A 25270-nucleotide genomic window follows, 5' to 3' on the forward strand; every position below is an offset into this window, starting at 1 on the left:
TTCCTGCCTTAAACACGCGCGGAGACATCCCGTCTCCGCGCGCATACCGCCTTGATAAATCTGCTCGTCCATCTACGCTTTGAAAAAATGACCTGCCGCGTGGCCCTGCGATCCAATGGATATTATCAACGCCTTAATCGATGAGATTTATCACGGCAGCTTTCCGGTCGCGGCACGTGAACGCCTGCTTTCGCACATTCGTGCCGCGCGCGATACGGTAAAACTGCCGCGCAAGGCTCACTGGGATGAGAAAGATGTGGTGCTGATCACTTACGCCGATCAGTTCCGCGAACCCGAACAGCCAACCCTCGCCAGCTTCTCGCGTTTTTATCAGCAGCATCTGCAATCCACTTTCAGCCTGGTGCATTTGCTGCCGTTCTTTCCCTACTCATCGGACGACGGCTTCTCGGTTATCGATTATCACCAGGTCAATCCGATCTGCGGCGACTGGCAGCACATCAGCGCGCTGCACAGCGAAACGCGCCTGATGTTCGATTTTGTCTGCAACCACATGTCGGCGCACAGCCGCTGGTTTCAGCATTTTCTGGCTCTGGATCCCGGTTGGGATGATTTCTTTATCAGCATGCCGCCCGCCACCGATCTCAGCGCAGTGACGCGCCCACGCACTTCGCCGCTGCTCACGCCGTTTGCAATGGCCAACGGCGAAACACGCTATATCTGGACCACCTTCAGCGCCGACCAGATCGACCTCAACTTTGGCAATCCGGAAGTGCTGATTCGCATGGTCGATGTGCTGCTCGATTACCTGATCAAAGGCGCGGATTATGTGCGGCTCGACGCGGTGGGCTACATGTGGAAAACGCCGGGCACCAACTGCATTCACCTGCCGAAAACGCATCAGCTGGTGAAGCTGTTTCGCGCCATCGCCAATGAGGTGGCGCCCGGCACGGTAATCGTTACCGAAACCAACGTGCCGCACAAAGACAACATCAGCTATTTCGGCAACGGCAAAGATGAAGCGCAAATGGTATATCAGTTTTCGCTGCCGCCGCTGGTGCTGCACGCCATTCATTCCGGATCGGCACGTGCGCTGCGTCAGTGGGCCAGCACGCTGGATTTAGGCGGCGGCACCACGACTTTCTTCAACTTTCTTGCCTCGCACGACGGCATTGGACTGAATCCGGCACGCGGCATTTTGTCGGAAGTGGAGATTGTGGCGCTGGTGCGCGATTTAGCGCTGGAAGGCGCGCTGGTCTCGTACAAGAACAATGCCGATGGCACCACCAGCCCATACGAAATCAACGTCACCTATTTTGATGCGCTGAATCAACAAGGCGATGACGATGACACGCGGCTGCGTCGCTTTCTGCTGGCGCACGCCATTCTGCTGTCGTTTCCCGGCGTACCGGCGATCTACATCCAAAGTATTCTTGGCTCGCGCAACGATAACGACGGCGTGCGCGCCGCCGGTCACAACCGCGCCATCAATCGTCAGAAATATGATCTGCATGAGATGGAGCAGTGGATCAGCGGCGGCAACCCGCTACGTCAGCAGGTGTATGAACGCCTCAGCGCACTGATTCAGCTGCGTACGCGACAATCTGCATTCCATCCCGATAACCCGATGACGCTGCTGGAGAGCGAGAACACCTTGCTGATGCTGCGTCGCCATCAACCGAATAGCGAAGAGGGTTTGCTGTGCGTGTTTAATCTCAGCCATCATGACGTGACGACGCAGTTACCGCTGACGCGGCTTGTGCAGGATGTGATTAGCGGGGAGAAGCTGGATGGCAGCCAGCCGTTAACGCTGGCTGCGTGGCAGTTTATGTGGCTGCGGTAAACTTGATTATCAACTGCGTAAATTCATCCGGGTGAGAGATGAAAGGCGCATGCGCGGCTTTTTCCATCACGACTGAGGATGAATCTGACCAGCGAGCATCCAGTTCCTCTGCAATACGACGCGGCACCAATCCATCGAGATAGCCGTAAATGCGCAGGAACGGCAGCGGCAGATCGTCGAGCGCGGCACGCAAATCGTCTTGACGCAAAATCTCTAATCCCCCTTCCAGCACCTCAACCGACGGCATCGGCTGTGATAACACCACCTCTTTCAGCTGACGCGCATCCTGGCGTGCGTTTTCCGTGCCCATGGTTTGCAGTGCCAGAAAGCGCTCCACGGTGCGCTGGAAATCAGTGCTGAGCTGCTGCTGAAAACTTTGCAGCGTTTCGGGCTTAATCCCCGGCCATTCATCACGCGCGGTAAAACACGGCGATGAGGCGACGGTGATCAGCGCTGCAACGCGCTGCGGTTGGGTTAACGCCAGTTGGCTGGCAACTAATCCACCCAGCGACCAGCCGAGCAGCACTGCGCGATCGGGTAATTGTGGCAACAACTGTTGCGCCATTTCCGCTAAGGTCAGCGGCCCAAAACCCTGGCTGCGGCCAAAGCCCGGCAGATCCACCAGATGCAGGCGAAAATGCGGGCTGAGTCGCGGAACCATGTTTTGCCACACTTCGGCATTCAAACCCCAGCCGTGCAGCAGCACAAGATCGCGATCGCCCGTGCCTGTGGTGTGCCAGTAAAGCGAACTCATCGGTTACACTCCGGAAAAGTGAAAAGGAGGTCGCTATGCTACCAATCCCGGCACTGTGTTGGCTATGCCGCCTGCCGCTACAGATTGCCAGCCACGGTTTGTGCAGCCGCTGTGTGCAGCAGATTCCGCGCCTGCCGGCACTCTGTCCGTGCTGCGGGTTACCGGCCAGTGGAACACAACCTTGCGGGCGCTGCCTGCGCCGTCCGCCGCCGTGGCAGAGCCTGAGTTGCGTCAGTGATTACCTGCCGCCGCTGAGTGATTGGGTGCAGCAGCTGAAGTTTTCTCGCGTAACCGCACTCAGAGTGATGCTGGCGCGGCTGATTTTGTTAAAATTGTTAACAATGCGTCGTGATTACCGGCTGCCGCGTGTAGATTTGGTGCTGAGCGTACCGCTGCATCGTCGGCGCGCCTGGCAACGCGGCTATAATCAGGCGGCACTACTGGCAAAACCGCTGGCTCGCTGGCTGGGCTGTGAATATCGCGAAGGGGTAAAGCGTGTACGACACGGCGCGGTCCAGCACTCATTGAGCGCCAGCGCGCGCAAAAAGAACCTGCGCGGTGCCTTTCGCCTTGAAATGCCGGTGCGCGGACGCCATATCCTGCTTATCGACGATGTTGTGACGACCGGAAGTACCGTGGCGGAAATTAGCCGCATCCTGCTGGCGCAAGGCGCGGCCAGCGTACACATTGGTTGCCTGTGCCGTACCTTGTAGAGCGTCGGTGTTGGGCGTATTATAACCAAGTAATTTAGTCAACTATTGAGCAATCGCCATGATCGTTATTACTGATGCTGCGCAAGAGCACTTCTCAAAATTGCTGTCCAAACAAGAAGATGGCACTCAGATTCGCGTATTCGTCATTAATCCGGGTACGCCAACCGCAGAATGCGGTGTTTCTTACTGCCCACCCGATGCAGTAGAAGCGACTGATACCGAATTTAAGTTCGAAAAACTGTCAGCCTATGTTGATGAGCTGAGCGCACCGTACCTCGATGACGCGGAAATCGACTTTGTCACCGACAACCTCGGTTCGCAGCTGACGCTGAAAGCGCCAAACGCCAAAATGCGTAAAGTCTCTGACGATGCGCCGATGGTGGAACGCGTGGAATATCTGCTGCAAGCGCAGATTAACCCGCAGCTGGCTGGCCACGGCGGTCGCGTATCGCTGATGGAAATCACCGATGACGGCATCGCCATTCTGCAATTCGGCGGTGGCTGCAACGGTTGTTCGATGATCGACGTGACGCTGAAAGATGGCATTGAGAAAGAGCTGCTGGCAGCCTTCCCTGAGCTGAAAGGCGTGCGTGATTTGACCGAGCACCAGCGCGGCGAACACTCGTACTACTGATTTAGCACGCGGCAGCGACCCGACGCTGCCGCGCGTTCTCTAACGCTTCCTGCGCCCTGTATTGACCGCAGTTAGCAAGCCCGGCACTTTTCCTCTAAACATCTCTTCTAAAGTGACGCTTAACTTGCGCCGCCAGTTCGGATATTCATCCACCGTGCCCGGCACATTGACCGGTGAAGACATAGCCAGCCAATCTTCTGGTTGCAGCCCCAGTAATGCGCTGTTAGTCCGCGCCAGATAGCGGTGGAAGCCGCGATTGAGCACCGGTGTGAAGGACACTCGGCTGGCAACGAAGCTTTGGCGCGCAGGCAACGTATTCATCTGATGCAGCGCATCTAATAGCGCCTGTTTTTGTTTATCCCTTTGTCCCAGCAAGGGAATCAACACGCTTTCTTTGTACAAGCCCAGTTTGTGCCCCAGAGAAAGATCCTTAAATCCCCAGAATCCCGCCAACGTCGGCAAATCATGCGTACTGGCGCTGGCAATCGACTGTGCGGGATACTCGTGCGGCTGACGGTAACTGCCATCGCCGTGCTGCTCAAAGAACAATACTTTCCACGAGAAAATACCGCTGTTGCGCAGCAGGCTAACGATCTCTTTCGGCACCGTCCCGAGATCTTCACCGATCACCATGCAGCGATGGCGCTGACTCTCCAGCGCGAGGATCGCCAGCAGATCGTGCACCGGATACGCCACGTAAGCGCCTTTATCCGCGCTTTCACCGTAGGGAATCCACCACAAACGCAGCAATGCCATGACGTGATCGATACGCAAGGCACCGCAGTCGCGCATATTGGCGCGCAGCAGATCGATAAACGGTTGATAGCCACGCGCGCGCATCACATGCGGATCGAGCGGCGGCAAACTCCAGTTTTGTCCCTGCGGACCGAGACGATCCGGCGGCGCGCCGACAGATGCACCGAGTTTATACAGCTCCGGATCCTGCCAGGTTTCCGCGCTGCCCTGCGCCACGCCGACCGCTAAGTCGCGATATAGTCCTACTTCCATGCCAAGTTGCTGGCTGATCTGGCAGCAGATGGCGAACTGCTCTTGCGCTACCCACTGCAACCAGCTCCAGAACTGAATTTCATCCTCGTGCTGCGCGCACCATTGCTGCACTTCTGGCAACAAGGCGTTGCGCCAGCCTTCCGGCCAATTCGCCCAACCCCATTCATCGGGATGTTGCTGGCTGCGCTCGGCGAGAATGCCATCAAAAGCTGCCTGATAACGCAGATGATCGCCGCCCTCGACAATAAATTGCTGGAACGAAGCATCATCAGCGGCGCGAGGCTGAAAGCGCTGCCAGGCAAAGCGCAGCGCGGTCAATTTCAGTACGGCCACCGTGCTGTAATCGACAAACTCGGCCGCGCGCGCTTGCTCCAGCACCTGACGTGTTTTCGCCATTTGCCACCAACGCTGCGCTGCTTCGCTGTGCTGGAAATCCTCCAGCCGGTTCACGTCGATATACAACACGTTGAGCCAGCGCCGCGAGGTTGGGCTGTAAGGACTGGCGTTTTCTGGCTGTGCAGGATAAAGCGCATGTAAAGGATTGAGGCCGACAAAGTCACCGCCATAATCGGCGACCTTCTCCAGCATTTGCGCTAAATCGCCAAAGTCACCGATGCCCCAATTATCATCCGACCGCAACGTGTAGAGCTGCACCAGCGCGCCCCACAGTTTCTCTCCTTGCTCGATGGATTCGGGGATAAAGCAACGACGCGGCGCGATGATAATGCGCGTCTGCCACTGCTGGCGACCTTTGCGCAACGTGAGCTGGTGATAACCTTGTGACAAACGCGGCGGCAATGTCAGTAGTTCGTCGCCTTGCACCTCGCCGCTGAAGCTTTTGCCCTGTTCGGTTTGTAGCTGCCAGGAAAAAGTGCCGCTGCCTTGTGGCGTCAATTGGCGCTTGCTGCGTGCGACAAAGACCTGCACCGGCGGCAGCGGTGGCGCTTTGCCGGTTGGCGTTTCCATGACCGCCAGCAGCGCGCGTTTAGTGTCATCGCTGATGGTTTCCAGCTCGCCGTGAGCGTTGATAAAGCGCAGCGAAATGCCGGCATCCTGTGCCGCCTGATCCAGCTTGTTAAGCGTCATTGCTTCTCCGAAATTTGTAGGGTCGCCATTCATGGCGACCGAAATATCGATTATCGTGCCGCCTGCCAAATCCGCTGCTGGTAATCACGAATCGAGCGGTCAGAACTGAAACGGCCAGTATGTGCGGTATTCAGAATGGCCGCGCGCGTCCAGGCTTCCTGATTCTTCCACAACGCTTCCACCTGCTGCTGTGCGGCGATGTAGGCATCAAAGTCAGCCAGCACCAGCCAGGGATCGCCATTTTTGGTCAGGCTTTGCAGCATCAGGTCAAACGCGTGCTTATCGCCGTCGCTGAACTTGCCCTTCTCCAGCTCCTTCAGCAAACCATCCAGATAAGGATTCTGTTTGCGCAGCTTTTTCGGGCTGTAGCCGCCCGCCTTCAGCGCCTTCACCTCGTCAACGCTGTTACCGAAAATAAAGATATTCTTCGCACCCACCGCTTCGGCAATCTCCACGTTGGCGCCGTCCAGCGTGCCAATGGTTAGCGCGCCGTTCAGCGCCAGCTTCATATTGCCAGTACCGGAAGCTTCATAACCGGCGGTAGAAATCTGCTCGGAGAGATCGGCAGCCGGAATCATCAGCTCTGCAGCGGTGATGCGGTAATCCGGGATAAACACCACTTTGAGGCGATCGCCGACACGCGGATCGTTGTTGATCACCTCCGCCACTTTGTTGATGGCATAGATGATGTTTTTGGCGAGGTAATAGCCGGGCGCGGCTTTGGCACCAAACAGAAACACGCGCGGCACGAAGTCGGGATTATCTGGGTTGTCGCGCAGCTGGCGATAGCAGTGCAGCATATGCAGCAAACTGAGGTGCTGACGTTTGTACTCGTGCAGCCGCTTGATCTGCACGTCAAACAGCGCATCCGGATTGATATCAATACCGGTCACGCGCTTGATGTAGAGCGTCAGCCGCTGTTTGTTTTGCTGTTTGATGTCGCGGAACTGCTGACGAAACGCTTTTTTGCGGGCGAAAGGTGCCAGCCACGCCAGCGCATCAAGATCGTTGGCCCACTCAACCTGCAGGCTGTCATCAATCAGCGTCGACAGCAGCGGATTGCACTGTTTCAACCAGCGGCGCGGCGTAATACCGTTGGTGACGTTATGGAATTTATTCGGCCACAGCAGGTGATACTCCGGGAACAGATCTTTCACCACCAGCTCGGAGTGCAGCGCCGCCACGCCGTTGACGGCGAAACAGCTCACCACGCACAGATTCGCCATGCGCACCTGACCGTCGGCCACCACCGCCAGCTTGTGCCAGGTGGCTTTGTCGTCCGGCCACTGTTTCTTCACCACCTTTTTCAGGCGGCGATTAATCTCACGGATAATCAACATATGGCGCGGCAGCAGGTCACGCACCAGCTTCTCATCCCAACGCTCCAGCGCTTCCGGCATCAGCGTGTGATTGGTGTAGGCAAAGGTGCGACTGGTGATGTGCCACGCATCGTCCCAACTCAATTGATGCTCATCCAGCAGCACGCGCAGCATCTCCGGAATGGCGATGGTGGGATGCGTGTCGTTAAGCTGGATCACTTCGAAATCAGGCAAAGTGCGAATGGCGCGTCCGGCGAGATGATGACGCCGCAGAATATCGCCTACCGCGCAGGCGCACTGGAAATATTGCTGCATCAGGCGCAGCCGCTTACCTTCGGCATGATTATCATTGGGATAGAGCACTTTGGTCAGCTTGTCGGCTTCGATGCCTTGCTGCTCAGCCTGCAGGAATTGGCCGTTGTTAAACGCGGTGAGATCGAACGGCTGCGCGCTAGTGGCTCTCCACAGTCGCAGCGGCAAAGTGATGCCGTTGCGATAACCCACCACCGGCAAATCCCAGGCTTCACCTTTGAGGTGAATTTTAGGTCGCCAGAGGATGCTGCCATCGTGATTCTCTTTGACCTTGCCGCCGAGGCCAACCTTCACATCCAGCGCGGCGTTATGGCGGAACCACGGATAGCGATCGCGCTGCCAATCATCCGGCGCTTCCTGCTGCTGTCCATCGGCAAACGTCTGGCGAAACAAGCCGTATTGATAGTTGAGGCCGTGGCCCATCGCCGCCTGGCCGATGGTCGCCATTGAATCCATATAGCAGGCGGCCAAGCGCCCCAATCCGCCGTTGCCGAGTGCCGGATCAACTTCCTCTTCCAGCAGTTCGCTCAGCTCAACCTGATGTTCCGCCAGCGCGGCTTGCACCTCGTTGTACCAGCCAAGATTGAGCAGATTGTTGCCGGTTAAACGCCCCAGCAGAAACTCCATCGACAGATAGTTGACGTGGCGCTGCCCTTGTTTAGGTGGCGCAGGTGGTTGCGTCGCCAGCATTTCTGCCAGCACGCTGCTCAGCGCCTGCCACCATTGGTGCGGTGTCATTTGCTGAGCGGAAGTGAGTCCAAGATGTTGCCATTGGCGGGTAAGAGCGGCGTCGAAACGTGTTTTATTGAATTTTTGCTGCGACATATCAATCCCTTCGTGTCCGTTAACGGTAAAGCCGGGGCGAGCGCAAGAGGTGAAAGGATAAGTAAAGCTGGGGCCGCAGAAAAAAGCGACAGGGAAATGTCAGTACCAGGAAAAAAATCGTGCACGCTGGGTATCGAACGGTCGCCATTCATGGCGACCTGGTGCGCATAAATACGCACTCAATCCTTTGTAGGGTCGCCATTCATGGCGACCGTTTACCACGCTATCAACACAATTCGAGATGCACTTCGTGCTGCTCAATCACTTTCAGCACGCTAGCCGGCGGGCTTTGATCGGTATACATGTAATCAATCAGGCTCATATTGCCAAGGTTGACCATCGCATTGCGACCAAACTTCGAGTGATCCACCACCAGCATCACACAGCGCGAGTTTTCGATAATGGCGCGTTTGGTGCGCACTTCGTGATAATCGAACTCCAGCAGCGAACCATCCATATCAATGCCGCTGATACCGAGAATGCCGTAATCGAGGCGGAACTGCGAAATGAAGTCCAGCGTCGCTTCGCCCATGATGCCGCCATCGCGCGTGCGCACTTCACCGCCAGCGATAATCACGCGGAAATCCGGTTTCGCCATCAGCAGAATTGCTACGTTGAGGTTGTTGGTGACGACGCGCAGATTATTGTGATTGAGCAACGCATGTGCCACCGCTTCCGGCGTGGTGCCGATATCAATAAACAGCGTCGCGCCATCGGGGATCTGGCTCGCCACACGCTCGGCGATGCGCGCTTTCTCCGCCGACCACATCATCTTACGATCCTGCCATGCTGTATTTTCTGAGCTGGACGGCAACGCCGCCCCGCCGTGATGACGCATGATTTTGTTCTGATCGGCCAGGTCGTTCAGGTCACGCCGAATGGTTTGCGGGCTGACTTCAAAGTGATCCACCAGCTCTTCGGTACTGACATATCCCTGACGCCGGACCAGATCGATAATGGCGTCATGACGTTGCGTCTGCTTCACATCTCTCTCCTCGGCTCGTAGCCGCTTCTTTTATTGGTGCTGCTAACGACGCGTAATCTTACGCGTATCAACAAATGCCATCGCTAAACCCACCAGCAAGCCGGTGACGTGCGCGGCGTTGGCGATCGACAGACCAAATGCGCCGTACCAGCCAATCACCAACCATACGACCGCGAAGCCAATCAGGCCGCGCTCAAGATAAATACCACTTTCGGGATCGCGCTCGCCGCGCAGCCAGCAGTAACCCATCAGCGCGTAAACCACGCCCGATAAGCCACCAAACAGCACGCCGCTAAACTTGGCCTGCATCCAGCCGGTTAGCAACGCCGAGATCAGCATAATCACAAACAGCTTGCCGCTGCCGAGACGCTTTTCGACCGCACCGCCGAGATACCACCACCACATCAGGTTGAACAGGATGTGCAGCAGCGAGAAGTGCAGCAACGCATGGCTAAACCAGCGCCACACCTGGAAATATTGCGAAGAGTCCGCCGGCCACGCCAGCCAATCCAGCGCCACATCATCACCAACGATCTGCATCAGGATAAACACCGCGATGCAGGCGATCATGATGGTCATGGTGAGCGGACCTGCGCGTTCGCGAATGCTCGCCCAGATGTTAGTGCGCTCGTAGCGCAAGCCACTTTCGGTGCTGCCGCTATGCCAGCTGGCAGCCTGATAGCGCGGATGGTTGGGATCGCGCACAAACTGCGCGAGTTCGTTTTCGACCATCTCAAACTTACTGTCATCGTCCAACATGATGACGAAGTGGCTTTCGCGCTCAATGCGTAGCGTCACGCCGCGTGTCGCCATGTAGTCGACAAACGCCTGCGCCATGCGCGGATTGTTAAACTGGGTGATGCGCATCATGCGGTGCTCTCCTTCCTTATGCGATGGGCTTAGGCGTCGCCGAGGGCAACCTGCGCCGGGAATGCCGCGCGCCAGGCGTCAAATCCGCCGTCAATGCTGTACGCCGCGCTGAATCCCTGACCCAGCAAGAACTGCGCCGCGCCTTTGCTGCTGTTGCCGTGATAGCACATCACCAGCACCGGCAATGCCTGATTCGCGTTGGCGATGAAATCCGCCAGATTGTCATTGGTCAGATGCTGCGCGCCCGCCGCGTGGCCCATCATAAAGCTCTGCGGATCACGGATATCCACCAGCTGCGCACCTTGTGCCAGATGCTCTTGCGCCTGCAGGACATTAATACACTCGAAGGTTTCCATGGTGTCTCTCATTACTTGGTCACAATTAGCGGTTAAAAAATTACCGGTGTTGCTGCCAGGTCGCCATGAATGGCGCCCCTACGATTGCCCGGTGTAGGGTCGCCATTCATGGCGACCTAAACATGCTCAACTCATAAGCATTACACAATTAGCGCCTAGTTTAACCTGAGAAGCCGCCGCGATAACCTGACAACTTATAGGGTTATGTGATTTTTTTCCTGTCGGAATGTTAGCTATATCACGCAAAAATGTTTTTATTCAGTTAACCGCTGGCGTCGATGTTGGTTTCCGATTATTATTACGCTCGAAAACGAACATTTTAGAACTATTCCGAACATCGGAGGAGATGACGTGGAAACCAAAGACCTGATCGTGATCGGCGGCGGCATTAACGGAGCCGGCATTGCAGTGGACGCTGCAGGACGCGGACTGTCGGTGCTGATGCTGGAGGCGCGGGATTTGGCCTGTGCAACCTCCTCCAACAGCTCGAAATTGATTCACGGCGGCCTGCGCTACCTTGAGCACTATGAATTCCGCCTGGTGGGCGAAGCCTTAGCAGAACGTGAAGTGCTGCTGAAAATGGCGCCGCACATCGCTTTCCCGATGCGTTTCCGTCTGCCGCACCGTCCGCATCTGCGTCCGGCGTGGATGATCCGCATGGGCCTGTTTATGTACGATCGCCTCGGCAAACGCACCACGCTGCCGGGCAGCAAAAGCCTGCGTTTTGGCGCGGATTCGGCCCTCAAGCCGGAGATCACGCGCGGATTCGAATATTCTGACTGCTGGGTTGATGATGCGCGCATGGTGGTTCTCAACGCGCAGGAAGTGGAAAAACAGGGCGGCGAAGTGCGTACCCGCACTCGCGTGACCCGCGCCTGGCGTGAAGCCGGTTTGTGGATGGTAGAAGCCGAAGATATTGATACCGGCAAAACCTACACCTGGCGTGCTAAAGGTCTGGTCAATGCGGCCGGTCCGTGGGTAAAAGAGTTCTTCGACGATGGCCTGAAGCTGAAATCGCCGTACGGCATTCGTCTGATCAAAGGCAGCCACATCGTGGTGCCGCGCGTACACCGCGAAAAGCAGGCGTATATCCTGCAGAACGAAGATAACCGTATCGTGTTTGTCATTCCGTGGATGGACGAGTTCTCTATCATTGGTACCACCGACGTGGAGTACAAAGGCGATCCGAAAGACGTGAAGATCGATGACAACGAAATCAGCTACCTGCTGAAAGTGTTCAACGGACACTTCAAACAGCAGCTGAGCAAAGATGACATCGTCTGGACTTACTCAGGCGTGCGTCCGCTGTGCGATGACGAATCGGATTCGCCGCAGGCCATCACCCGCGATTACACGCTGGATGTGCATGACGACAACGGCCAGGCGCCGCTGCTGTCAGTGTTCGGCGGTAAGCTGACCACCTATCGTAAGCTGGCGGAACATGCGCTGGAGAAACTGACCAAGTACTACCCGAACATCGGCCCAGCGTGGACCAAAAACGCGGTATTGCCGGGCGGTGATTTCTCTGGTTCACGCGATGATTACGCCGCCGGTCTGCGTCGTCGCTATCCGTTTATCAGCGAAGGTATGGCGCGTCACTTTGCCCGTACTTACGGCAGCCGCACCGAAGAGTTGCTGGCAGACGCGAAGAGCATCGACGATCTGGGCGAGAATTTCGGTCACGAGTTCTACGAAGCCGAGCTGCGTTACCTGGTGAAAAACGAATGGGTACGCGAGCTGGATGATGCGATTTGGCGTCGTACCAAACAAGGTATGTGGCTGAGCGCTGCCGAGCAGGCACGTATTGCTGAGTGGCTGGCGGTCAACGCACAGAAACCGGCGTTGTCGTTAGCGTCATAATATAAAAACGGGGCGTCGTAAATGACGCCCCGTTTGTAGGGTCGCCATTCATGGCGACCTTTTTTATTCCCGCTAGTTTACAACCCTGCATTCTCACGGATGTACTTACGCGCTTTCACCGCATATTCGAACGGATTGGCCAGCGCCGGATCCTGTTCCGCTTCCACCACCATCCAACCTTTATAGCCGTAATCGTCGAGGATTTTAAACACCGGTTTGAAATCGATCACGCCATCGCCCGGCACGGTAAAGGTGCCTTTCTTCACGCCATCGAGGAACGACAGGGATTTCTCGCGCACTTCCGCGACCACGCTGTCGCGCACATCTTTCAGATGCACGTGGAAAATACGCGGCAGATATTTGGTCAGCACATCCAGCATTGCCTGCTGTGAGCCTTCGGAATAGTAGATATGGCCGGTATCGTACAGCAGGCCAACATTCTCATTGGTCGATTCCATAAAGCGGTCAATCTCGGCTGGCGTCTGAATGCCGGTGCCCATGTGATGGTGCAGCGTCAAACGCATGCCTTTCTTCGCGGCAATCTCCGCCAGCTCGTTGTAGCCTTCTGCCGTTAAGCGCCACTCTTCATCGCTGAAAATCGGCTTCTGCTCCAGCACCGCCAGCGTGGTGCCCTGAATACTTTTGCTCTGCTCGGAGCAACCAATCACACGCGCGCCCATCGCATGCAGGAAGTTCATGTGATTGGTGAATTCGTCGATGGTTTTCGCTTTTTCGCCGTTGGCGAAGAAGGTGCTGAACCACGCATTGCAGATCTGAATACCACGGATATCCAGCATCGGCTTGAGAATCGCCGGATCGCGCGGGTATTTGCTGCCCACTTCGCTACCGGTAAAGCCTGCCAGCGCCATTTCACTGACGGTTTGCTGGAAGGTGTTTTCGCTGCCCAGCTCCGGCATGTCGTCGTTGGTCCAGCCGATTGGCGCAATCGCCAGTTTAACGTTGTCTTTGTTCATCTTGTTGTCCCTGATTCACAGAGGCGGCCGCTGAGCCGCCGAGGAGTATTTAGCGCACAGCTCAGTTATTTGGCGTAGAAATCCGGACGCGGCGGCATGGTAACCGGCTCGATTGCGCCGCTGTTCTGCGCTTTCTGGCAGGCATCGGCGGCCACGGAAGCAGCAAAACCATCCCAGGCAGAAGGTCCGGTCAGTTGGCCGTCTTTAACGTCATTGATAAACGCTTGCAGCTCAACGTCATACGCATCGATGAAACGGTCTTTCCAGTCGGTCAGCAGCGGCACGCCGAGACGCGCGTTTTTGCGCGTTTGGATCGCCGAAGGCTCAGGCAGCTTAGCGATACCCTCTTCGCCCACCACTTCACACTGAATGTCGTAGCCGTACGCGCAGTTAACGAAGATCTCTACGTCAATGCGGATGCCTTTCTGCGTTTCGAACAGCACGATCTGCGGATCTTTCAGTTTGGCGTGAGACTTCGACGTGGTACGCGGGAACACCACTTGCACGGTTTTGTAGTCGTCTTCCGTCAGCCAGCGCAGCACGTCCAGCTCGTGAATCAGAGTGTTGGTGATCGCCATGTCGGTGGTGTAATTCTCGCCGACGCTCTGGTTGCGGTGTGCGCAGTGCAGCATCAGCGGTTCGCCGATTTCACCGTCGGTAATCACTTTTTTCAGCGCGCGATAGCCGGAATCGTACGGGCGCATAAAGCCAACCTGCACCAGACGTTTACCGTGTTTGATCTCGGCATCGACAATGCGACGGCAACCTTCAGCGCTCAGCGCCAGCGGCTTTTCACAGAACACCGGTTTGCCGGCCGCGATTGCCGCCAGCGTGAACTCTTCGTGGGTCGGATCCCAGGATGTCACCAGCACGGCGTCAACGTCTGGCGAGTTGATCACCTGATGACCATCCTGATAAACCTCGGCTTCGATATTCAGACGTTGCAGCGCAGCGCGCGCACCTTCCACGTTGATATCAGAAACTGCCACCACTTTCGCACCCTGCAAAACGTTATTGCAGCGACGAATGTGTTCCTGACCAATTGCACCGGTACCAATTACACCGAGTTTGAGCGTCATAATTACACCTGTAGATGTAGAGTCGGAAGAGTAAGGGTTAAACAAGGCCGACGAACGCCGGCCTAAAAAAGATTTAGTACTTACGTGCTTGTTCGATATGCACGTTAAGGTTATCGGCCACTTCTTGCGTGCGCGTGGACGTCGAGGTTTGCGCCACGCCGACGTGCCACCAGCTGAAGTATTTGTGCACCATGGTTTTTGGCAGCACTTTGATGTCGAACAGCACGGAAACGGTCTGCTTCTGCGCATCGATCAGCGCGGCTTCCAGCTGCTCAAGCGTGGTGATGCGGTAGGTTTTGCAGCCGTAACCGCCGGCGATTGCCGCGAAGTCCACCGGCACAAAGCCGCCATCCAGCTTGCCGCCTTCCGGATTACGGAAGCGGAACTCGGTGGTGAAACTGTCCATGCCGTGTTCCATCTGCAGGTTGTTGATACAACCGTTGGTCATGTTATCCAGTAGCACCACGTTGATTTTCGCCCCTTCCTGAATCGACGTGACCAGCTCGGAGTGCAGCATCATGAACGAGCCATCGCCGACCATGACGTAGACTTCACGCTGCGGCTGCGCCAGCTTCACGCCCAGCGCGGCATTCACTTCGTAACCCATGCAGGAGTAGCCGTACTCAACGTGGTACGAGTTGTAATCTTTGGTGCGCCACACGCGTTGCAGGTCGCCCGGCAGACTGCCCGCTGCCGCGACAATCACCGCATCCTTTGGGAGCTGCTCGTTTAAGGTGCCCAGCACGCTGCTCTGCGTCAGCACCGATTTCGTCAGGCGCTCAAACTCCGCAAATAGCGCTTCGCGATCGGCATGGTCGGCGATTTCCGGAATGAAATCGTCGGTGTTATAGGTTGCGGCATAGACGCGCTGCGTCTCTTTCAGCAACTTGCTTTGCGACAGCTCAATCTGGCCGCCCCAATGGTTTTCGAAACCTTGTAAACCACTTTCCAGCGCGGTTAAACCTTCACGCGCATCCGCCAGCAGCTGCACCGCATCCAGCTTGTAGCTGTCGAAGTTGCTGACGTTGAGGTTCAGATAGCTGACATCCGGATTCTGGAAAATCCATTTCGACGCGGTGGTGAAGTCGGTGTAACGCGTACCGATACCAATCACCAGATCGGCCTCTTTCGCCAGCAGGTTGGCCGCCAGACAGCCGGTTTCGCCCACGCCGCCGACATTCAGCGGGTGATCGGAAACGATGGTGCCTTTACCGGCCTGAGTTTCGGCAAACGGAATGTTAAAGCGCTCGGCAAATTTCAGCAGCGCATCACCGGCGTCAGAATATTTCAGGCCGCCACCGACAATGATCAGCGGCTTGTGTTTGCGCGCAATCAGCGCCAGCGCATCTTGTAACTGCGCGGCGGTTGGCAAACGGCGATCCAGACGGTGCACACGCTTCTGGAAGAAGTATTCCGGGAAGTCCCAGGCTTCGCCCTGCACGTCCTGCGGCAGCGCAATCGTCACCGCGCCGGTTTCTGCCGGATCGGTCAACACGCGCAAGGCGTTGATGCAGGCGGTCATCAGCTGCTCTGGACGGCTAACGCGATCCCAGTATTTGCTCACCGCGCGGAACGCGTCGTTGGTGCTGATGCTGAGATCGTGGCTCTGTTCGATCTGCTGCAATACCGGATCCGGTTGGCGCGTGGCGAACACATCGCCCGGCAGCAGCAATAAAGGAATGCGGTTGGCAGTCGCGGTGGCGGCAGCGGTAATCATGTTGGCTGCGCCAGGACCGACCGATGAAGTACAGGCGATAATCTGACGACGCAGCGACTGCTTGGCAAAACCAATGGCGGCGTGCGCCATGCCCTGCTCGTTACGGCCCTGATGCACCACCAGATCGCCGCTGTCCTGCTCCAGCGCCTGTCCCAATCCCAGCACGTTGCCGTGACCGAAAATGGCAAAAATGCCTTTCACAAATTTGGTTTCAACGCCGTCAACGTTCAGGTATTGGTTATCAAGAAATTTTACCAGCGCCTGTGCCGTGGTGAGTCTGATTGTGCCCATATGCTTCTTCCTTTACATGCTGGTACCTGCGGCGAGGTACATCGCGGTTCGGGTAAAAACTGCCGTTCACGGCGCCCGCGGATTAAGTGAAACGTGAGGCGATTATAAACAAATATTTTTTTCATTAAACACGATTACAGAAGAAACATTTCATTTTGCGATGGAGATCAAATTCAGCAATGAAACGTGGGCTGCGCGAGCCGCAAAAGGGGGAAAAGTGGAACAGTAAAAGGTCATTTTACGGTCATAACGAAATTTCATTTCACTTCAGTAGCTTCCTTGATTCACCAGCACTTTCCTGAGACCTGGTTCACAAGCCTGACTATCACTGAAACTCATGGTGAATGCGCGGCCGCTTTGCGGCTTCGTCAGAGTTTTACCTGGCTCACAAAATCGTGATGGATGTTTCATTTCATATTGAATTTGGAATTTTTATTCCTCATACTGCGACCAAAGCCAATCAGGCACCTTGAGAACCCGGAAGCAAAGCGCTCGACGTTGGGCGGCAGCGCCCGCAGTGTCTGCTTATCACAGAAGGAAACAATAGGTATGAGTACACAACAGAAGCGGCTTGATGTGATTTGTATCGGACGCATCGCCGTCGACCTCTACGGTCAGCAAATTGGATCACGTCTGGAAGATATGACCAGCTTCAACAAATATCTCGGCGGATCTTCCGGCAACGTGGCCTACGGTACGGCCATTCAGGGCCTGAAATCGGCGATGCTGGCGCGTGTGGGTGACGAACATAACGGCCGCTTTTTGCGTGAAGAGCTGCAACGTGCGGGCTGCAATACCGATGGCCTGATTACCGATAAGCATCGCCTGACCGGGCTGGTGATCCTCGGGATCAAAGATGAAGAGAGCTTCCCGCTGATCTTCTACCGCGACAACTGCGCCGATATGGGGCTGGTGCCGGAAGATATCAAAGAAGAGTTCATCACCTCTTCACGTGCGGTCGCCGTTACCGGCACGCACCTGTCGCATCCACAAACGCGCGCCGCAGTATTGAAAGCGCTGGAAATCGCCAAACGCAACGGCCTGCGCACCGCGCTGGATATCGATTATCGTCCGGTGCTGTGGGGACTGACTTCCCTCGGCGACGGCGAAACGCGTTTCATTGAATCGGGCGAAGTGACGCAACAGCTGCAGGAAGTGCTGCACTATTTCGATTTGGTGGTCGGAACGGAAGAAGAGTTCCATATCGCCGGTGGCAGCACCGATACGCTGACCGCGCTGAAAAATGTGCGTAAATCGAGCCAGGCCACATTAGTTTGCAAACGCGGTCCGCTGGGTTGCGTGGTGTTTGAGGGCGAGATCCCGGATAGCTGGGAACAGACCAAACTGCAGAGCGGCGTGCGTGTAGAAGTACTCAACGTGCTGGGCGCGGGCGATGCCTTTATGTCTGGCCTGCTGCGCGGCTGGTTGAACGATGAAAGCTGGGAGCAAGCGTGCCGTTACGCCAACGCCTGTGGCGCATTGGTAGTGTCGCGCCACGGCTGCGCACCAGCGATGCCAACCAAAGAAGAGCTGGATGATTTCCTCAGTCGCGATAAAGACGTGAAACGTCCGGATCTCGATGCGCGTCTCAATCACCTGCATCGCGTTACCACGCGTAAACAGCAGTGGCCTGAGCTGAATGTCTTCGCCTTCGACCATCGCAAGCAGTTGGCTGATATGGCGCGCGAAGCGGGCGTCAGCGAAGAGCGCATTCCACAATTGAAACTGCTGCTGCTGCGTGCCGCAGAAGAAGCGGCTAACGAAGCCGGTCTGAATGAGAAGAGCGGCATCCTCGCGGATACCACTTACGGCCAGAAAGCGCTGAACGCGATTACCGGTAAAAACTGGTGGATTGGGCGTCCGATTGAACTGCCAAGTTCACGTCCGCTGCGCCTGGAGCACGGCAACATCGGCTCGCAGTTGGTCGACTGGCCTGCCGAGCACGTAGTGAAATGCCTGGTGTTCTACCATCCGCACGACAGCGCTGAACTGCGTAAAGAGCAGGATGATCTGGTTCTCGACGTGTGGAATGGCTGTAACAAGAGCGGGCACGAACTGCTGCTGGAACTGATTCTGCCGGAGAGCAATCCGGACCGTAATGAATCTTACTATTACGACATGCTGAGCCACTTCTACAGCCTTGGCATTCAGCCGGACTGGTGGAAACTGCCGCCGCTGTCTGCCGAGAGCTGGCAGGCGATCAGCGGGCTGATCGAGCAGAACGATCCACACTGCCGCGGCATTCTGCTGCTGGGCCTTGATGCGCCGGAAGAGACACTGAAAGCCGGTTTCGCCGCCGCCGCGCAAGCGCCGTGGGTGAAGGGTTTCGCAGTAGGTCGCACCATCTTCGGTCAGCCATCACGCCAATGGCTGCAAGGCGAGCTGGATGATAAGGCGCTGATTGAGACCGTGAAAGGTAACTACCTGCGTTTGATCGGCTACTGGCGCGCTGTGCGCGGATAACGATGCGTTCAATGATGATGAAGCGGCCCTGATGGGCCGTTTTTTTGGTCACGCACCTTGTCCAGGTCGCCATAAATGGCGACCCTACGTGTCTGTTTGTAGGGGCGCCATTTATGGCGACCTGGTAACAGCATAACTCCCGCCCTGTTTGCCCCTCTTTTTGTGAGGCATTTCATAAACCGATGAAATAAGCGTCACGATGATGTCAAACAAATGAAATTTTCCATCCATCTGGTACTATAGCGCTCATTATCCAGCCATATTTTCTTTTTTAGCGGGCCGAAGTAATGACCAATAATCCAACGCAATTAACCTTGTTACAGGACGAGATCCGTCGTCGCTATGAGACGCTGAGCAAACGCCTGAAGCAGGTGGCTCGTTATATCCTTGATAACAGTAACAGCATCGCTTTCGATACCGTTGCCTCTATCGCGCAACATGCGGATGTACCGCCTTCTACGCTGATCCGCTTTGCCAACGCGTTTGGCTTCAGCGGCTTCAACGAAATGAAACAGGTTTTCCGTCAGCACCTGATGGAAGAGACCGTGAACTACACCGAGCGCGCACGTCTGTTCCGCCAGACCGCCACCGACGACAGCGCCACCTCACCCGAGAGCCCGGCCGAAATCCTCAACGTCTTCACCATGGTGAACAGTCAGGCGCTGCAACAGCTGGCGATGCAGGTCAATCCAGATCAGCTGAATCGCGCGGTGAAAATGCTCGATGAAGCTGAGAACATCTACATCATCGGCCTGCGTCGCTCATTCAGCGTCGCATCGTATCTGGTGTATGCGCTGCGCCATCTGGAGCGTCGTGCGTTCCTGATCGACGGCCTCGGCGGTATGTTCACCGAGCAGCTGAGCATGGTGAACCCGAAAGACGTGGTGATCGCCATCAGCTACTCGCCGTACGCGCGTGAAGCGGTGGAGTTGGTTGAGCTAGGCGCTAAGCGTGGTGCGCATCTCATCGCCATCACCGACAGCCAGGTCAGCCCGCTAGCTGCCTTCAGCGATGTGTGCTTTGTGGTGCGTGAAGCGCAGGTGGATGGCTTCCGTTCGCAGGTGGCGTCGCTGTGTCTGGCACAGACGCTCGCCGTATCGTTAGCGCTGAACAACAACGTCACCAGCGAATAACTCTCGTAGGGTCGCCATTCATGGCGACCACCCAACAAAAAGGGCAGCCACCTGGCTGCCCTTTTTACATTGGTGTGCATCCTACGAACGCGGATACTGGTCGCTGTTCACCCAGGCGTGATCTTTCTCCCAGGTAAATTTCCACAGACGTTTTGGACCCGCCATCACGTTGAGATAGTAGTTATCGTAACCGGCAATGGTCGCCACCGGATGATAGCCACGCGGCACCGTCACCACATCGCGGTTATACGGCGCCATACACTCGTCGAGTGAACGGTCGTCAGTATAAACGCGCTGCATGGCGAAACCTGGTTCAGGATCGAAACGGTGATAATACGTCTCTTCCAGATAGGTTTCGTCCGGGCTGTCTTTCTGGTCGTGCTTATGGCTGGGATACGAACTGGTCGCGCCTTCGTCGGTATACACTTCCACCACCAGTAGGCTGTCGGCCTCTTTGTTATCCGGCAGAATGTTGTGCACCAGACGCTGGTTACGCCCTTTACCACGCTGCTCAACGCCAACATCTTCCGGCGCAATCAGTCGCGCCGGCAGGTTGCCGCGGCTCGGTGCATTACACACCGCCAGCTCCAGATCGCTATCCGCATACACTTCCACTTCGTCGTTATGCGGGACGTACACCGAGTAAGGTGGAATGCGTTCAAACGGCGACAGACGCTTACCGAGATTAGGGAATTCGGCGTGACGAGTTTTCACCGAAGCAAAGCCCGCCACCAGCACCAGACAGAGCTCTTTGTCGCCGCTGCTCAGCTTCAGGCTCTGCCCTTTTTTCAGCAGATAGGCATCAAAGCCGACGTATTCCCAGCCCGCGCTTTCCGGCGTGACGTGCTGGATACGGCCGTTGCTGTCGGGTTTTTGCGCTTTCGAAATCAGAGACATCCTGTTCCTCCTTGTTGAGCGAAATTAGCCCAGCGTCGGCATGCTGAACTCAGAGACGGTCTGCTGACCGCTCGGCCAACGCACGGTGGCGGTTTTCATGCGGGTATAGAAACGCACGCCGTCTGGACCGTGCACGTTCAACGCACCAAACACCGAACGTTTCCAGCCGCCGAAGCTGTGGAATGCCATTGGTACCGGAACAGGCACGTTAACGCCAACCATGCCGGCTTCGACGTTTTGCACGAACTCACGCGCGGTGTGGCCGTTGCTGGTGAAGATGGCGCTGCCGTTGCCGAATTCGTGGCTGTTAACCAGCAGCAGTGCGCTGTCGTAATCGCTGGAACGCATGATGCTCAGCACCGGTCCGAAGATCTCTTCGCGCCAGATGGTCATATCTGAAGTCACGTTGTCGAACAGCGTGCCGCCAACGTAGTAACCTTCTGCATGGCCAGCAACCTGGATGCCGCGGCCATCAACCACCAGCTTCGCGCCTTCCTGCTCACCTTTGTCGATGTAGCCCAGCACTTTCTTCTGGTGCGCAGCAGAAACCACCGGCCCCATTTCATTCTCTTCGGCACCTTTCTGGATGCCAGGACCGACGCGCAGCGCTTTGATTAGCGGCGTCAGACGCGCAATCAGTTTGTCTGCGGTGTCGTCACCAACGGCAACAACAACTGGCAGCGCCATGCAGCGTTCACCGGCTGAACCAAACGCGCCGCCCATAATGGCGTTCACGGTGGCATCAAGATCAGCATCTGGCATCACGATGGCGTGGTTTTTCGCCGCGCCGAACGCCTGCACACGTTTACCGTGGGCGCTGGCAGTTTTGTAGATGTGCTCCGCCACGCCGGAAGAACCGACGAAGCTGACTGCGGCGATGCGCGGATCTTTGTACAGCTGCTCGGCATCTTCGTTAGACGAATGCACCACGTTGAATACGCCATCCGGCAGGCCGGCTTCTTTCAGCAGTTCGGCCATGCGCACAGAAGCGGATGGATCCAGCGCCGGTGGCTTGAGGATAAAGGTGTTGCCGCACGCCAGCGCGATCGGGAACATCCACAATGGCACCATCGCCGGGAAGTTGAACGGTGTGATACCCGCAACAACGCCGACCGGCTGCATCAGCGAGTAGCTATCAACGCCGGTGCCGACGCTCGGTGAGTTCTCACCTTTAATCAGATGTGGAATACCGCAGGCATATTCGATCACTTCGATACCGCGCGTCAGTTCACCCAGCGCATCGGACCACACTTTGCCGTGCTCAGAAACGATCAGTGCCGCCAGCTCTTCGCGATGTTTTTCCATCAGCGCTTTAAAGTTGAACATCACACGGGCACGACGCAACGGCGCGGTTTTCGACCATTCCGGGAACGCGGCATGAGCGACTTCAATCGCCTTTTCCACTTCAGCAGCGGTGCTCTGCGTCAGTTCACGCACGACTTTGCCGGTCGCCGGATCGTACACGGGAATGGTTTCATTGCTGGCGCTGTGGGTAATTTTGCCGCCGATAAAGTTTCCTACGATAGTCATGTCGTTGCCTCTTAGATGTGAAGTTCCCTGCAGATAGCCCGTTCGAACCGCGACGCTGCGTGTGCAGGCAATACTTAAAGCGTGCTATGAAGCTATCGTAATGAAATGAATTTTTCAAATACTTCTTTTTGGAAAATTTCCTTTTAGCGGCATGGATCGCATTTTTTCCGCCTGCGCTGACAGCCGGGTGCAAATCCGCCCGTAGCGCTTCCCTACTGGCGCTACAGGTATGCCAAACCGCATCACAGCTAAGCCGTTGCGCGCACAGAATTTGTGTCTGAAATCTAGCTTCCACATGCAACGCGAAACGAAATATGAAATTTTTGCGAGGCAGATCCAATATCTGATATTTCATAATTCAATAATAATGAAATAAATGTTCTCTTTGCAGCACCGATACCGTATCCGTTTACAGGAGCCGCCTATGGCCATCGATCCAACCCGTTTCTGTATTAACCGTAAAATTGCGCCCAGGCTGTCGCTGGAAGCTTTCTTTCAACTGGTGCAGCGTCTGGGATTGAGCAAGGTTGAACTGCGTAATGACATGCAGAGCGGCAAGGTCACCGATGATCTCAGCGTGGCGCAGCTGCGGGCGCTAACGGATAAGTACCACATTGAAATCGTAACGATTAACGCGCTCTATCCGTTTAACCGTGCCGATGAGGCGCTGCTGGCAAAAGCCGACGCGCTGCTGCAGGAAGCTCAAGCCATCGGCGCAAAAGCGCTGGTGATGTGTCCGCTGAATGAAGGGATTAAGATTTCGCCCCAGCAGACGCTGGAAGCGCTGCAGGTGCTGGCACCGCGCTTTGAGAAGTATGGCATTCAGGGGCTGGTGGAACCGCTGGGCTTCCCAGTCAGTTCGCTGCGCTCGGCGGTGCAAACGCAAAAGCTGATTCAGCAGGCAAAAGTACCGTTCAAAGTGCTGCTCGATACGTTCCATCATCACCTGTATGAGAACGCCGAAAACGAGTTCCCGCAGGAGATTGATATCAACCATATTGGGCTGGTGCATTTGTCTGGTGTGGAAGATACCCGCCCGACGGCGCAACTGACCGATGAAGAACGCATCATGCTCAGCGACCGCGATGTGCTAAACAGCGTGGCACAGGTGAAACGTCTGGAGATGCTGGGCTACAAAGGCGTTTATGCATTTGAGCCGTTTTCGTCGGAACTGGAGACGTGGAATACCGCTGAGATTGAACGCCAAATTCGCTACAGCATTGAGTTGCTGCAAGCCTAAACGAACCCTTATCTGTGTCTAATGACACATTTTGCTAGTGTTGGCCTCGGTCGGAGGCCTTTTTTTTACACCGTTCATCTTTGCTAAACCAGGTGCGCATGAATGCGCACCCTACGAAACCCGTAGGGTCGCCATTAATGGCGACCGCCAACTACGCGTTCTCTTTAATCTCCACCACCGGATCTTCCGGCATCCGCTTAATCATCCGCAGCGTGCAGAACAGCGCTAAACACACCAGCAGCGCGGTGAGGAAATAGACCAGCGACACACCGGCATAACTCATGATGAAACCGGCAATCGGCCCGGTGATACCCAGCGACAAATCCATAAAAGCGGTGTAAGTCGCAAGCGCGCTGCCCTGATTCTGCTGTGGCACCACTTTCACCGCCACTACGCCAATCGCCGGGAACACCAGCGAAAAACCCGCGCCGGTGAGGAATGCGCCCATCTTCGCCATCCACGGATCGAACGAACCGGCCACCAGAAACAGGCCAACTGCTTCCACCGCGAAGCAAATACTCGCCACGCGCAAACCGCCGAGCTTATTGATGGCATTGGGGAACAGCAGGCGCGTGCCGACGAAGGCAGCGCTGAACATGGTCAGCGCGAAGGCGGCGCCATCCCAGCCTTTATCCTGATAAAACAGCGTGATGAAGGTAGCGATCACGCCAAATCCGGCGGAACCCATCGCCAGAATCAGGCCGAAACCGTACACCTTGCTCAGCACGTCACGGAACGGCAGCGGCTTGGCTTTGCTGCCTTTCACCGGCGCACGCGGCAGCGCCAGCGCTATCGCCAGCACGCAAATAGCAATGATGATGCCGGAGAGCAGCAGCAAGCCGCCGCTGCGGAAAATCACCACGCCGAGCGGCGCACCGATTGCCATCGCGCCGTAGGTGACAATGCCGTTCCACGAAATCACCCGGCCAATATGCAGCGAACCGACGCGCGCCACGCCCCACAGCGACGTACCGGTGCCGGAGAAGCTTTGCCCCACGCCGAGAATCACGCGCCCCAGACACAGCAGCACCAGACTCAGCACGCCCTGCCCGTCGCTGAGCGCCGAGAGCAGAATACAGATGCCGCTCAGCAAACAGCCCACCAGCCCCAGCACCACCACTTTTTTCGGCCCCCACAGATCGGCATAGCGTCCGGCGTGCGGACGGCTGAGCAGCGTGGCGATGTATTGCAGGCTGATCACTAATCCGGCCCAGAAGGCGTTGTAGCCCAGTCCGTCATGGACAAAGCCGGGCAGCACCGCCAGCGGCAAGCCGATGGTGAGATAGCTGGCAAAGTTGAACTTCACGATGGAAAGGATCAGTAAATTGAGGCGAAAACGGCCATGTTCAGGTGCGGCGGCAGGCAGGTCAGGCATGAGTGATTGCGCTCGTGGGTGACGGAATTTTCATAACAAGAGGATAAC

The 25270-nt window shown here is 56.2% G+C and carries 19 protein-coding genes; 7 read left to right on the plus strand and 12 right to left on the minus strand.

Annotated features, from left to right (window positions below; all coding sequences use genetic code 11):
* The first annotated feature begins 115 nt into the window (after nucleotides 1-115).
* Nucleotides 116-1801, plus strand: coding sequence for an alpha-amylase family glycosyl hydrolase (locus tag VIJ98_RS18515; protein WP_154157226.1), 1686 nt, complete (start codon nucleotides 116-118; stop codon nucleotides 1799-1801).
* Here the strand turns inward: VIJ98_RS18515 and bioH are convergent.
* Complete coding sequence (gene bioH / locus VIJ98_RS18520) at nucleotides 1785-2555, minus strand: pimeloyl-ACP methyl ester esterase BioH (protein ID WP_154157227.1); 771 nt, start codon at nucleotides 2553-2555, stop codon at nucleotides 1785-1787. The genes VIJ98_RS18515 and bioH overlap by 17 nt on opposite strands.
* Before the next feature lie 35 nt (nucleotides 2556-2590).
* On the opposite strand from bioH, the gene gntX reads away from it, so the two are divergent.
* Entirely contained in the window at nucleotides 2591-3268 is a 678-nt protein-coding gene (gntX, locus tag VIJ98_RS18525) for a DNA utilization protein GntX (RefSeq protein WP_154157228.1), read from the plus strand.
* 58 nt (nucleotides 3269-3326) lie between these two features.
* Nucleotides 3327-3902, plus strand: a complete 576-nt coding sequence (gene nfuA, locus VIJ98_RS18530; RefSeq protein ID WP_008107927.1) for a Fe-S biogenesis protein NfuA — start codon at nucleotides 3327-3329, stop codon at nucleotides 3900-3902.
* 39 nt (nucleotides 3903-3941) lie between these two features.
* On the opposite strand, the gene malQ is transcribed toward nfuA, so the two are convergent.
* From malQ to glpE, 5 genes are all read right to left on the minus strand, one after another.
* Nucleotides 3942-5996, minus strand: coding sequence for a 4-alpha-glucanotransferase (malQ, locus tag VIJ98_RS18535; protein ID WP_323275409.1), 2055 nt, complete (start codon nucleotides 5994-5996; stop codon nucleotides 3942-3944).
* A gap of 50 nt (nucleotides 5997-6046) precedes the next feature.
* Nucleotides 6047-8452: a maltodextrin phosphorylase gene (gene malP, locus VIJ98_RS18540; RefSeq protein WP_154157230.1), complete on the minus strand. Its 2406-nt coding sequence runs from the start codon at nucleotides 8450-8452 to the stop codon at nucleotides 6047-6049.
* 226 nt (nucleotides 8453-8678) lie between these two features.
* Nucleotides 8679-9437 (minus strand): DeoR/GlpR family transcriptional regulator, encoded by a 759-nt coding sequence (locus tag VIJ98_RS18545; RefSeq protein WP_008107931.1) that lies wholly within the window; start codon nucleotides 9435-9437, stop codon nucleotides 8679-8681.
* A 42-nt stretch (nucleotides 9438-9479) separates the two neighbouring features.
* Nucleotides 9480-10304 carry a rhomboid family intramembrane serine protease GlpG gene (gene glpG / locus VIJ98_RS18550; protein WP_154157314.1) on the minus strand — a complete coding sequence of 275 codons (825 nt, stop codon included), beginning with the start codon at nucleotides 10302-10304 and terminating at the stop codon, nucleotides 9480-9482.
* Nucleotides 10305-10336: 32 nt separating this feature from the next.
* Nucleotides 10337-10663, minus strand: a complete 327-nt coding sequence (glpE, locus tag VIJ98_RS18555) for a thiosulfate sulfurtransferase GlpE (RefSeq protein ID WP_008107933.1) — start codon at nucleotides 10661-10663, stop codon at nucleotides 10337-10339.
* Nucleotides 10664-11014: 351 nt separating this feature from the next.
* On the opposite strand from glpE, the gene glpD reads away from it, so the two are divergent.
* Complete coding sequence (gene glpD, locus VIJ98_RS18560) at nucleotides 11015-12523, plus strand: glycerol-3-phosphate dehydrogenase (RefSeq protein WP_008107935.1); 1509 nt, start codon at nucleotides 11015-11017, stop codon at nucleotides 12521-12523.
* Nucleotides 12524-12600: 77 nt separating this feature from the next.
* On the opposite strand, the gene iolE is transcribed toward glpD, so the two are convergent.
* The 3 genes from iolE to iolD form a co-directional block, all read right to left on the minus strand.
* Nucleotides 12601-13497, minus strand: a complete 897-nt coding sequence (gene iolE / locus VIJ98_RS18565) for a myo-inosose-2 dehydratase (protein ID WP_061719747.1) — start codon at nucleotides 13495-13497, stop codon at nucleotides 12601-12603.
* A gap of 65 nt (nucleotides 13498-13562) precedes the next feature.
* Nucleotides 13563-14576: a Gfo/Idh/MocA family protein gene (locus VIJ98_RS18570; protein ID WP_008107937.1), complete on the minus strand. Its 1014-nt coding sequence runs from the start codon at nucleotides 14574-14576 to the stop codon at nucleotides 13563-13565.
* 73 nt (nucleotides 14577-14649) lie between these two features.
* Entirely contained in the window at nucleotides 14650-16584 is a 1935-nt protein-coding gene (gene iolD / locus VIJ98_RS18575; RefSeq protein ID WP_061719748.1) for a 3D-(3,5/4)-trihydroxycyclohexane-1,2-dione acylhydrolase (decyclizing), read from the minus strand.
* A 549-nt stretch (nucleotides 16585-17133) separates the two neighbouring features.
* Between iolD and iolC the strand changes: the two genes are divergently transcribed.
* Together iolC and VIJ98_RS18585 are read left to right on the plus strand one after the other, a co-directional pair.
* Nucleotides 17134-19047, plus strand: coding sequence for a 5-dehydro-2-deoxygluconokinase (iolC, locus tag VIJ98_RS18580; RefSeq protein WP_154194030.1), 1914 nt, complete (start codon nucleotides 17134-17136; stop codon nucleotides 19045-19047).
* A 287-nt stretch (nucleotides 19048-19334) separates the two neighbouring features.
* Nucleotides 19335-20180, plus strand: a complete 846-nt coding sequence (locus VIJ98_RS18585; protein WP_008107943.1) for a MurR/RpiR family transcriptional regulator — start codon at nucleotides 19335-19337, stop codon at nucleotides 20178-20180.
* 81 nt (nucleotides 20181-20261) lie between these two features.
* Here VIJ98_RS18585 and iolB read toward each other — a convergent pair whose 3' ends face one another.
* Both iolB and VIJ98_RS18595 read right to left on the minus strand, forming a co-directional pair.
* Entirely contained in the window at nucleotides 20262-21077 is an 816-nt protein-coding gene (gene iolB / locus VIJ98_RS18590) for a 5-deoxy-glucuronate isomerase (protein ID WP_008107945.1), read from the minus strand.
* Between the two features lie 24 nt (nucleotides 21078-21101).
* Entirely contained in the window at nucleotides 21102-22607 is a 1506-nt protein-coding gene (locus tag VIJ98_RS18595) for a CoA-acylating methylmalonate-semialdehyde dehydrogenase (RefSeq protein ID WP_323275412.1), read from the minus strand.
* Between the two features lie 424 nt (nucleotides 22608-23031).
* On the opposite strand from VIJ98_RS18595, the gene VIJ98_RS18600 reads away from it, so the two are divergent.
* Nucleotides 23032-23847, plus strand: a complete 816-nt coding sequence (locus VIJ98_RS18600; protein WP_323275414.1) for a TIM barrel protein — start codon at nucleotides 23032-23034, stop codon at nucleotides 23845-23847.
* Between the two features lie 151 nt (nucleotides 23848-23998).
* On the opposite strand, the gene VIJ98_RS18605 is transcribed toward VIJ98_RS18600, so the two are convergent.
* Nucleotides 23999-25222 carry an MFS transporter gene (locus VIJ98_RS18605; protein ID WP_179453079.1) on the minus strand — a complete coding sequence of 408 codons (1224 nt, stop codon included), beginning with the start codon at nucleotides 25220-25222 and terminating at the stop codon, nucleotides 23999-24001.
* Between the last annotated feature and the right edge of the window lie 48 nt (nucleotides 25223-25270).

It is taken from the genome of Pantoea sp. S18 (assembly GCF_045689705.1).
GTDB lineage: Bacteria > Pseudomonadota > Gammaproteobacteria > Enterobacterales > Enterobacteriaceae > Pantoea > Pantoea symbiotica.

Excerpts from the sequence above, each read along its gene's own strand:
- VIJ98_RS18515 (WP_154157226.1), top strand. The coding sequence starts at position 116 with ATGGATATTATCAACGCCTTAATCGATGAGATTTATCACGGCAGCTTT.
- bioH (WP_154157227.1), bottom strand. The coding sequence starts at position 2,555 with ATGAGTTCGCTTTACTGGCACACCACAGGCACGGGCGATCGCGATCTT.
- gntX (WP_154157228.1), top strand. The coding sequence starts at position 2,591 with ATGCTACCAATCCCGGCACTGTGTTGGCTATGCCGCCTGCCGCTACAG.
- nfuA (WP_008107927.1), top strand. The coding sequence starts at position 3,327 with ATGATCGTTATTACTGATGCTGCGCAAGAGCACTTCTCAAAATTGCTG.
- malQ (WP_323275409.1), bottom strand. The coding sequence starts at position 5,996 with ATGACGCTTAACAAGCTGGATCAGGCGGCACAGGATGCCGGCATTTCG.
- malP (WP_154157230.1), bottom strand. The coding sequence starts at position 8,452 with ATGTCGCAGCAAAAATTCAATAAAACACGTTTCGACGCCGCTCTTACC.
- glpG (WP_154157314.1), bottom strand. The coding sequence starts at position 10,304 with ATGCGCATCACCCAGTTTAACAATCCGCGCATGGCGCAGGCGTTTGTC.
- glpE (WP_008107933.1), bottom strand. The coding sequence starts at position 10,663 with ATGGAAACCTTCGAGTGTATTAATGTCCTGCAGGCGCAAGAGCATCTG.
- iolE (WP_061719747.1), bottom strand. The coding sequence starts at position 13,497 with ATGAACAAAGACAACGTTAAACTGGCGATTGCGCCAATCGGCTGGACC.
- VIJ98_RS18570 (WP_008107937.1), bottom strand. The coding sequence starts at position 14,576 with ATGACGCTCAAACTCGGTGTAATTGGTACCGGTGCAATTGGTCAGGAA.
- iolD (WP_061719748.1), bottom strand. The coding sequence starts at position 16,584 with ATGGGCACAATCAGACTCACCACGGCACAGGCGCTGGTAAAATTTCTT.
- iolC (WP_154194030.1), top strand. The coding sequence starts at position 17,134 with ATGAGTACACAACAGAAGCGGCTTGATGTGATTTGTATCGGACGCATC.
- VIJ98_RS18585 (WP_008107943.1), top strand. The coding sequence starts at position 19,335 with ATGACCAATAATCCAACGCAATTAACCTTGTTACAGGACGAGATCCGT.
- iolB (WP_008107945.1), bottom strand. The coding sequence starts at position 21,077 with ATGTCTCTGATTTCGAAAGCGCAAAAACCCGACAGCAACGGCCGTATC.
- VIJ98_RS18595 (WP_323275412.1), bottom strand. The coding sequence starts at position 22,607 with ATGACTATCGTAGGAAACTTTATCGGCGGCAAAATTACCCACAGCGCC.
- VIJ98_RS18600 (WP_323275414.1), top strand. The coding sequence starts at position 23,032 with ATGGCCATCGATCCAACCCGTTTCTGTATTAACCGTAAAATTGCGCCC.
- VIJ98_RS18605 (WP_179453079.1), bottom strand. The coding sequence starts at position 25,222 with ATGCCTGACCTGCCTGCCGCCGCACCTGAACATGGCCGTTTTCGCCTC.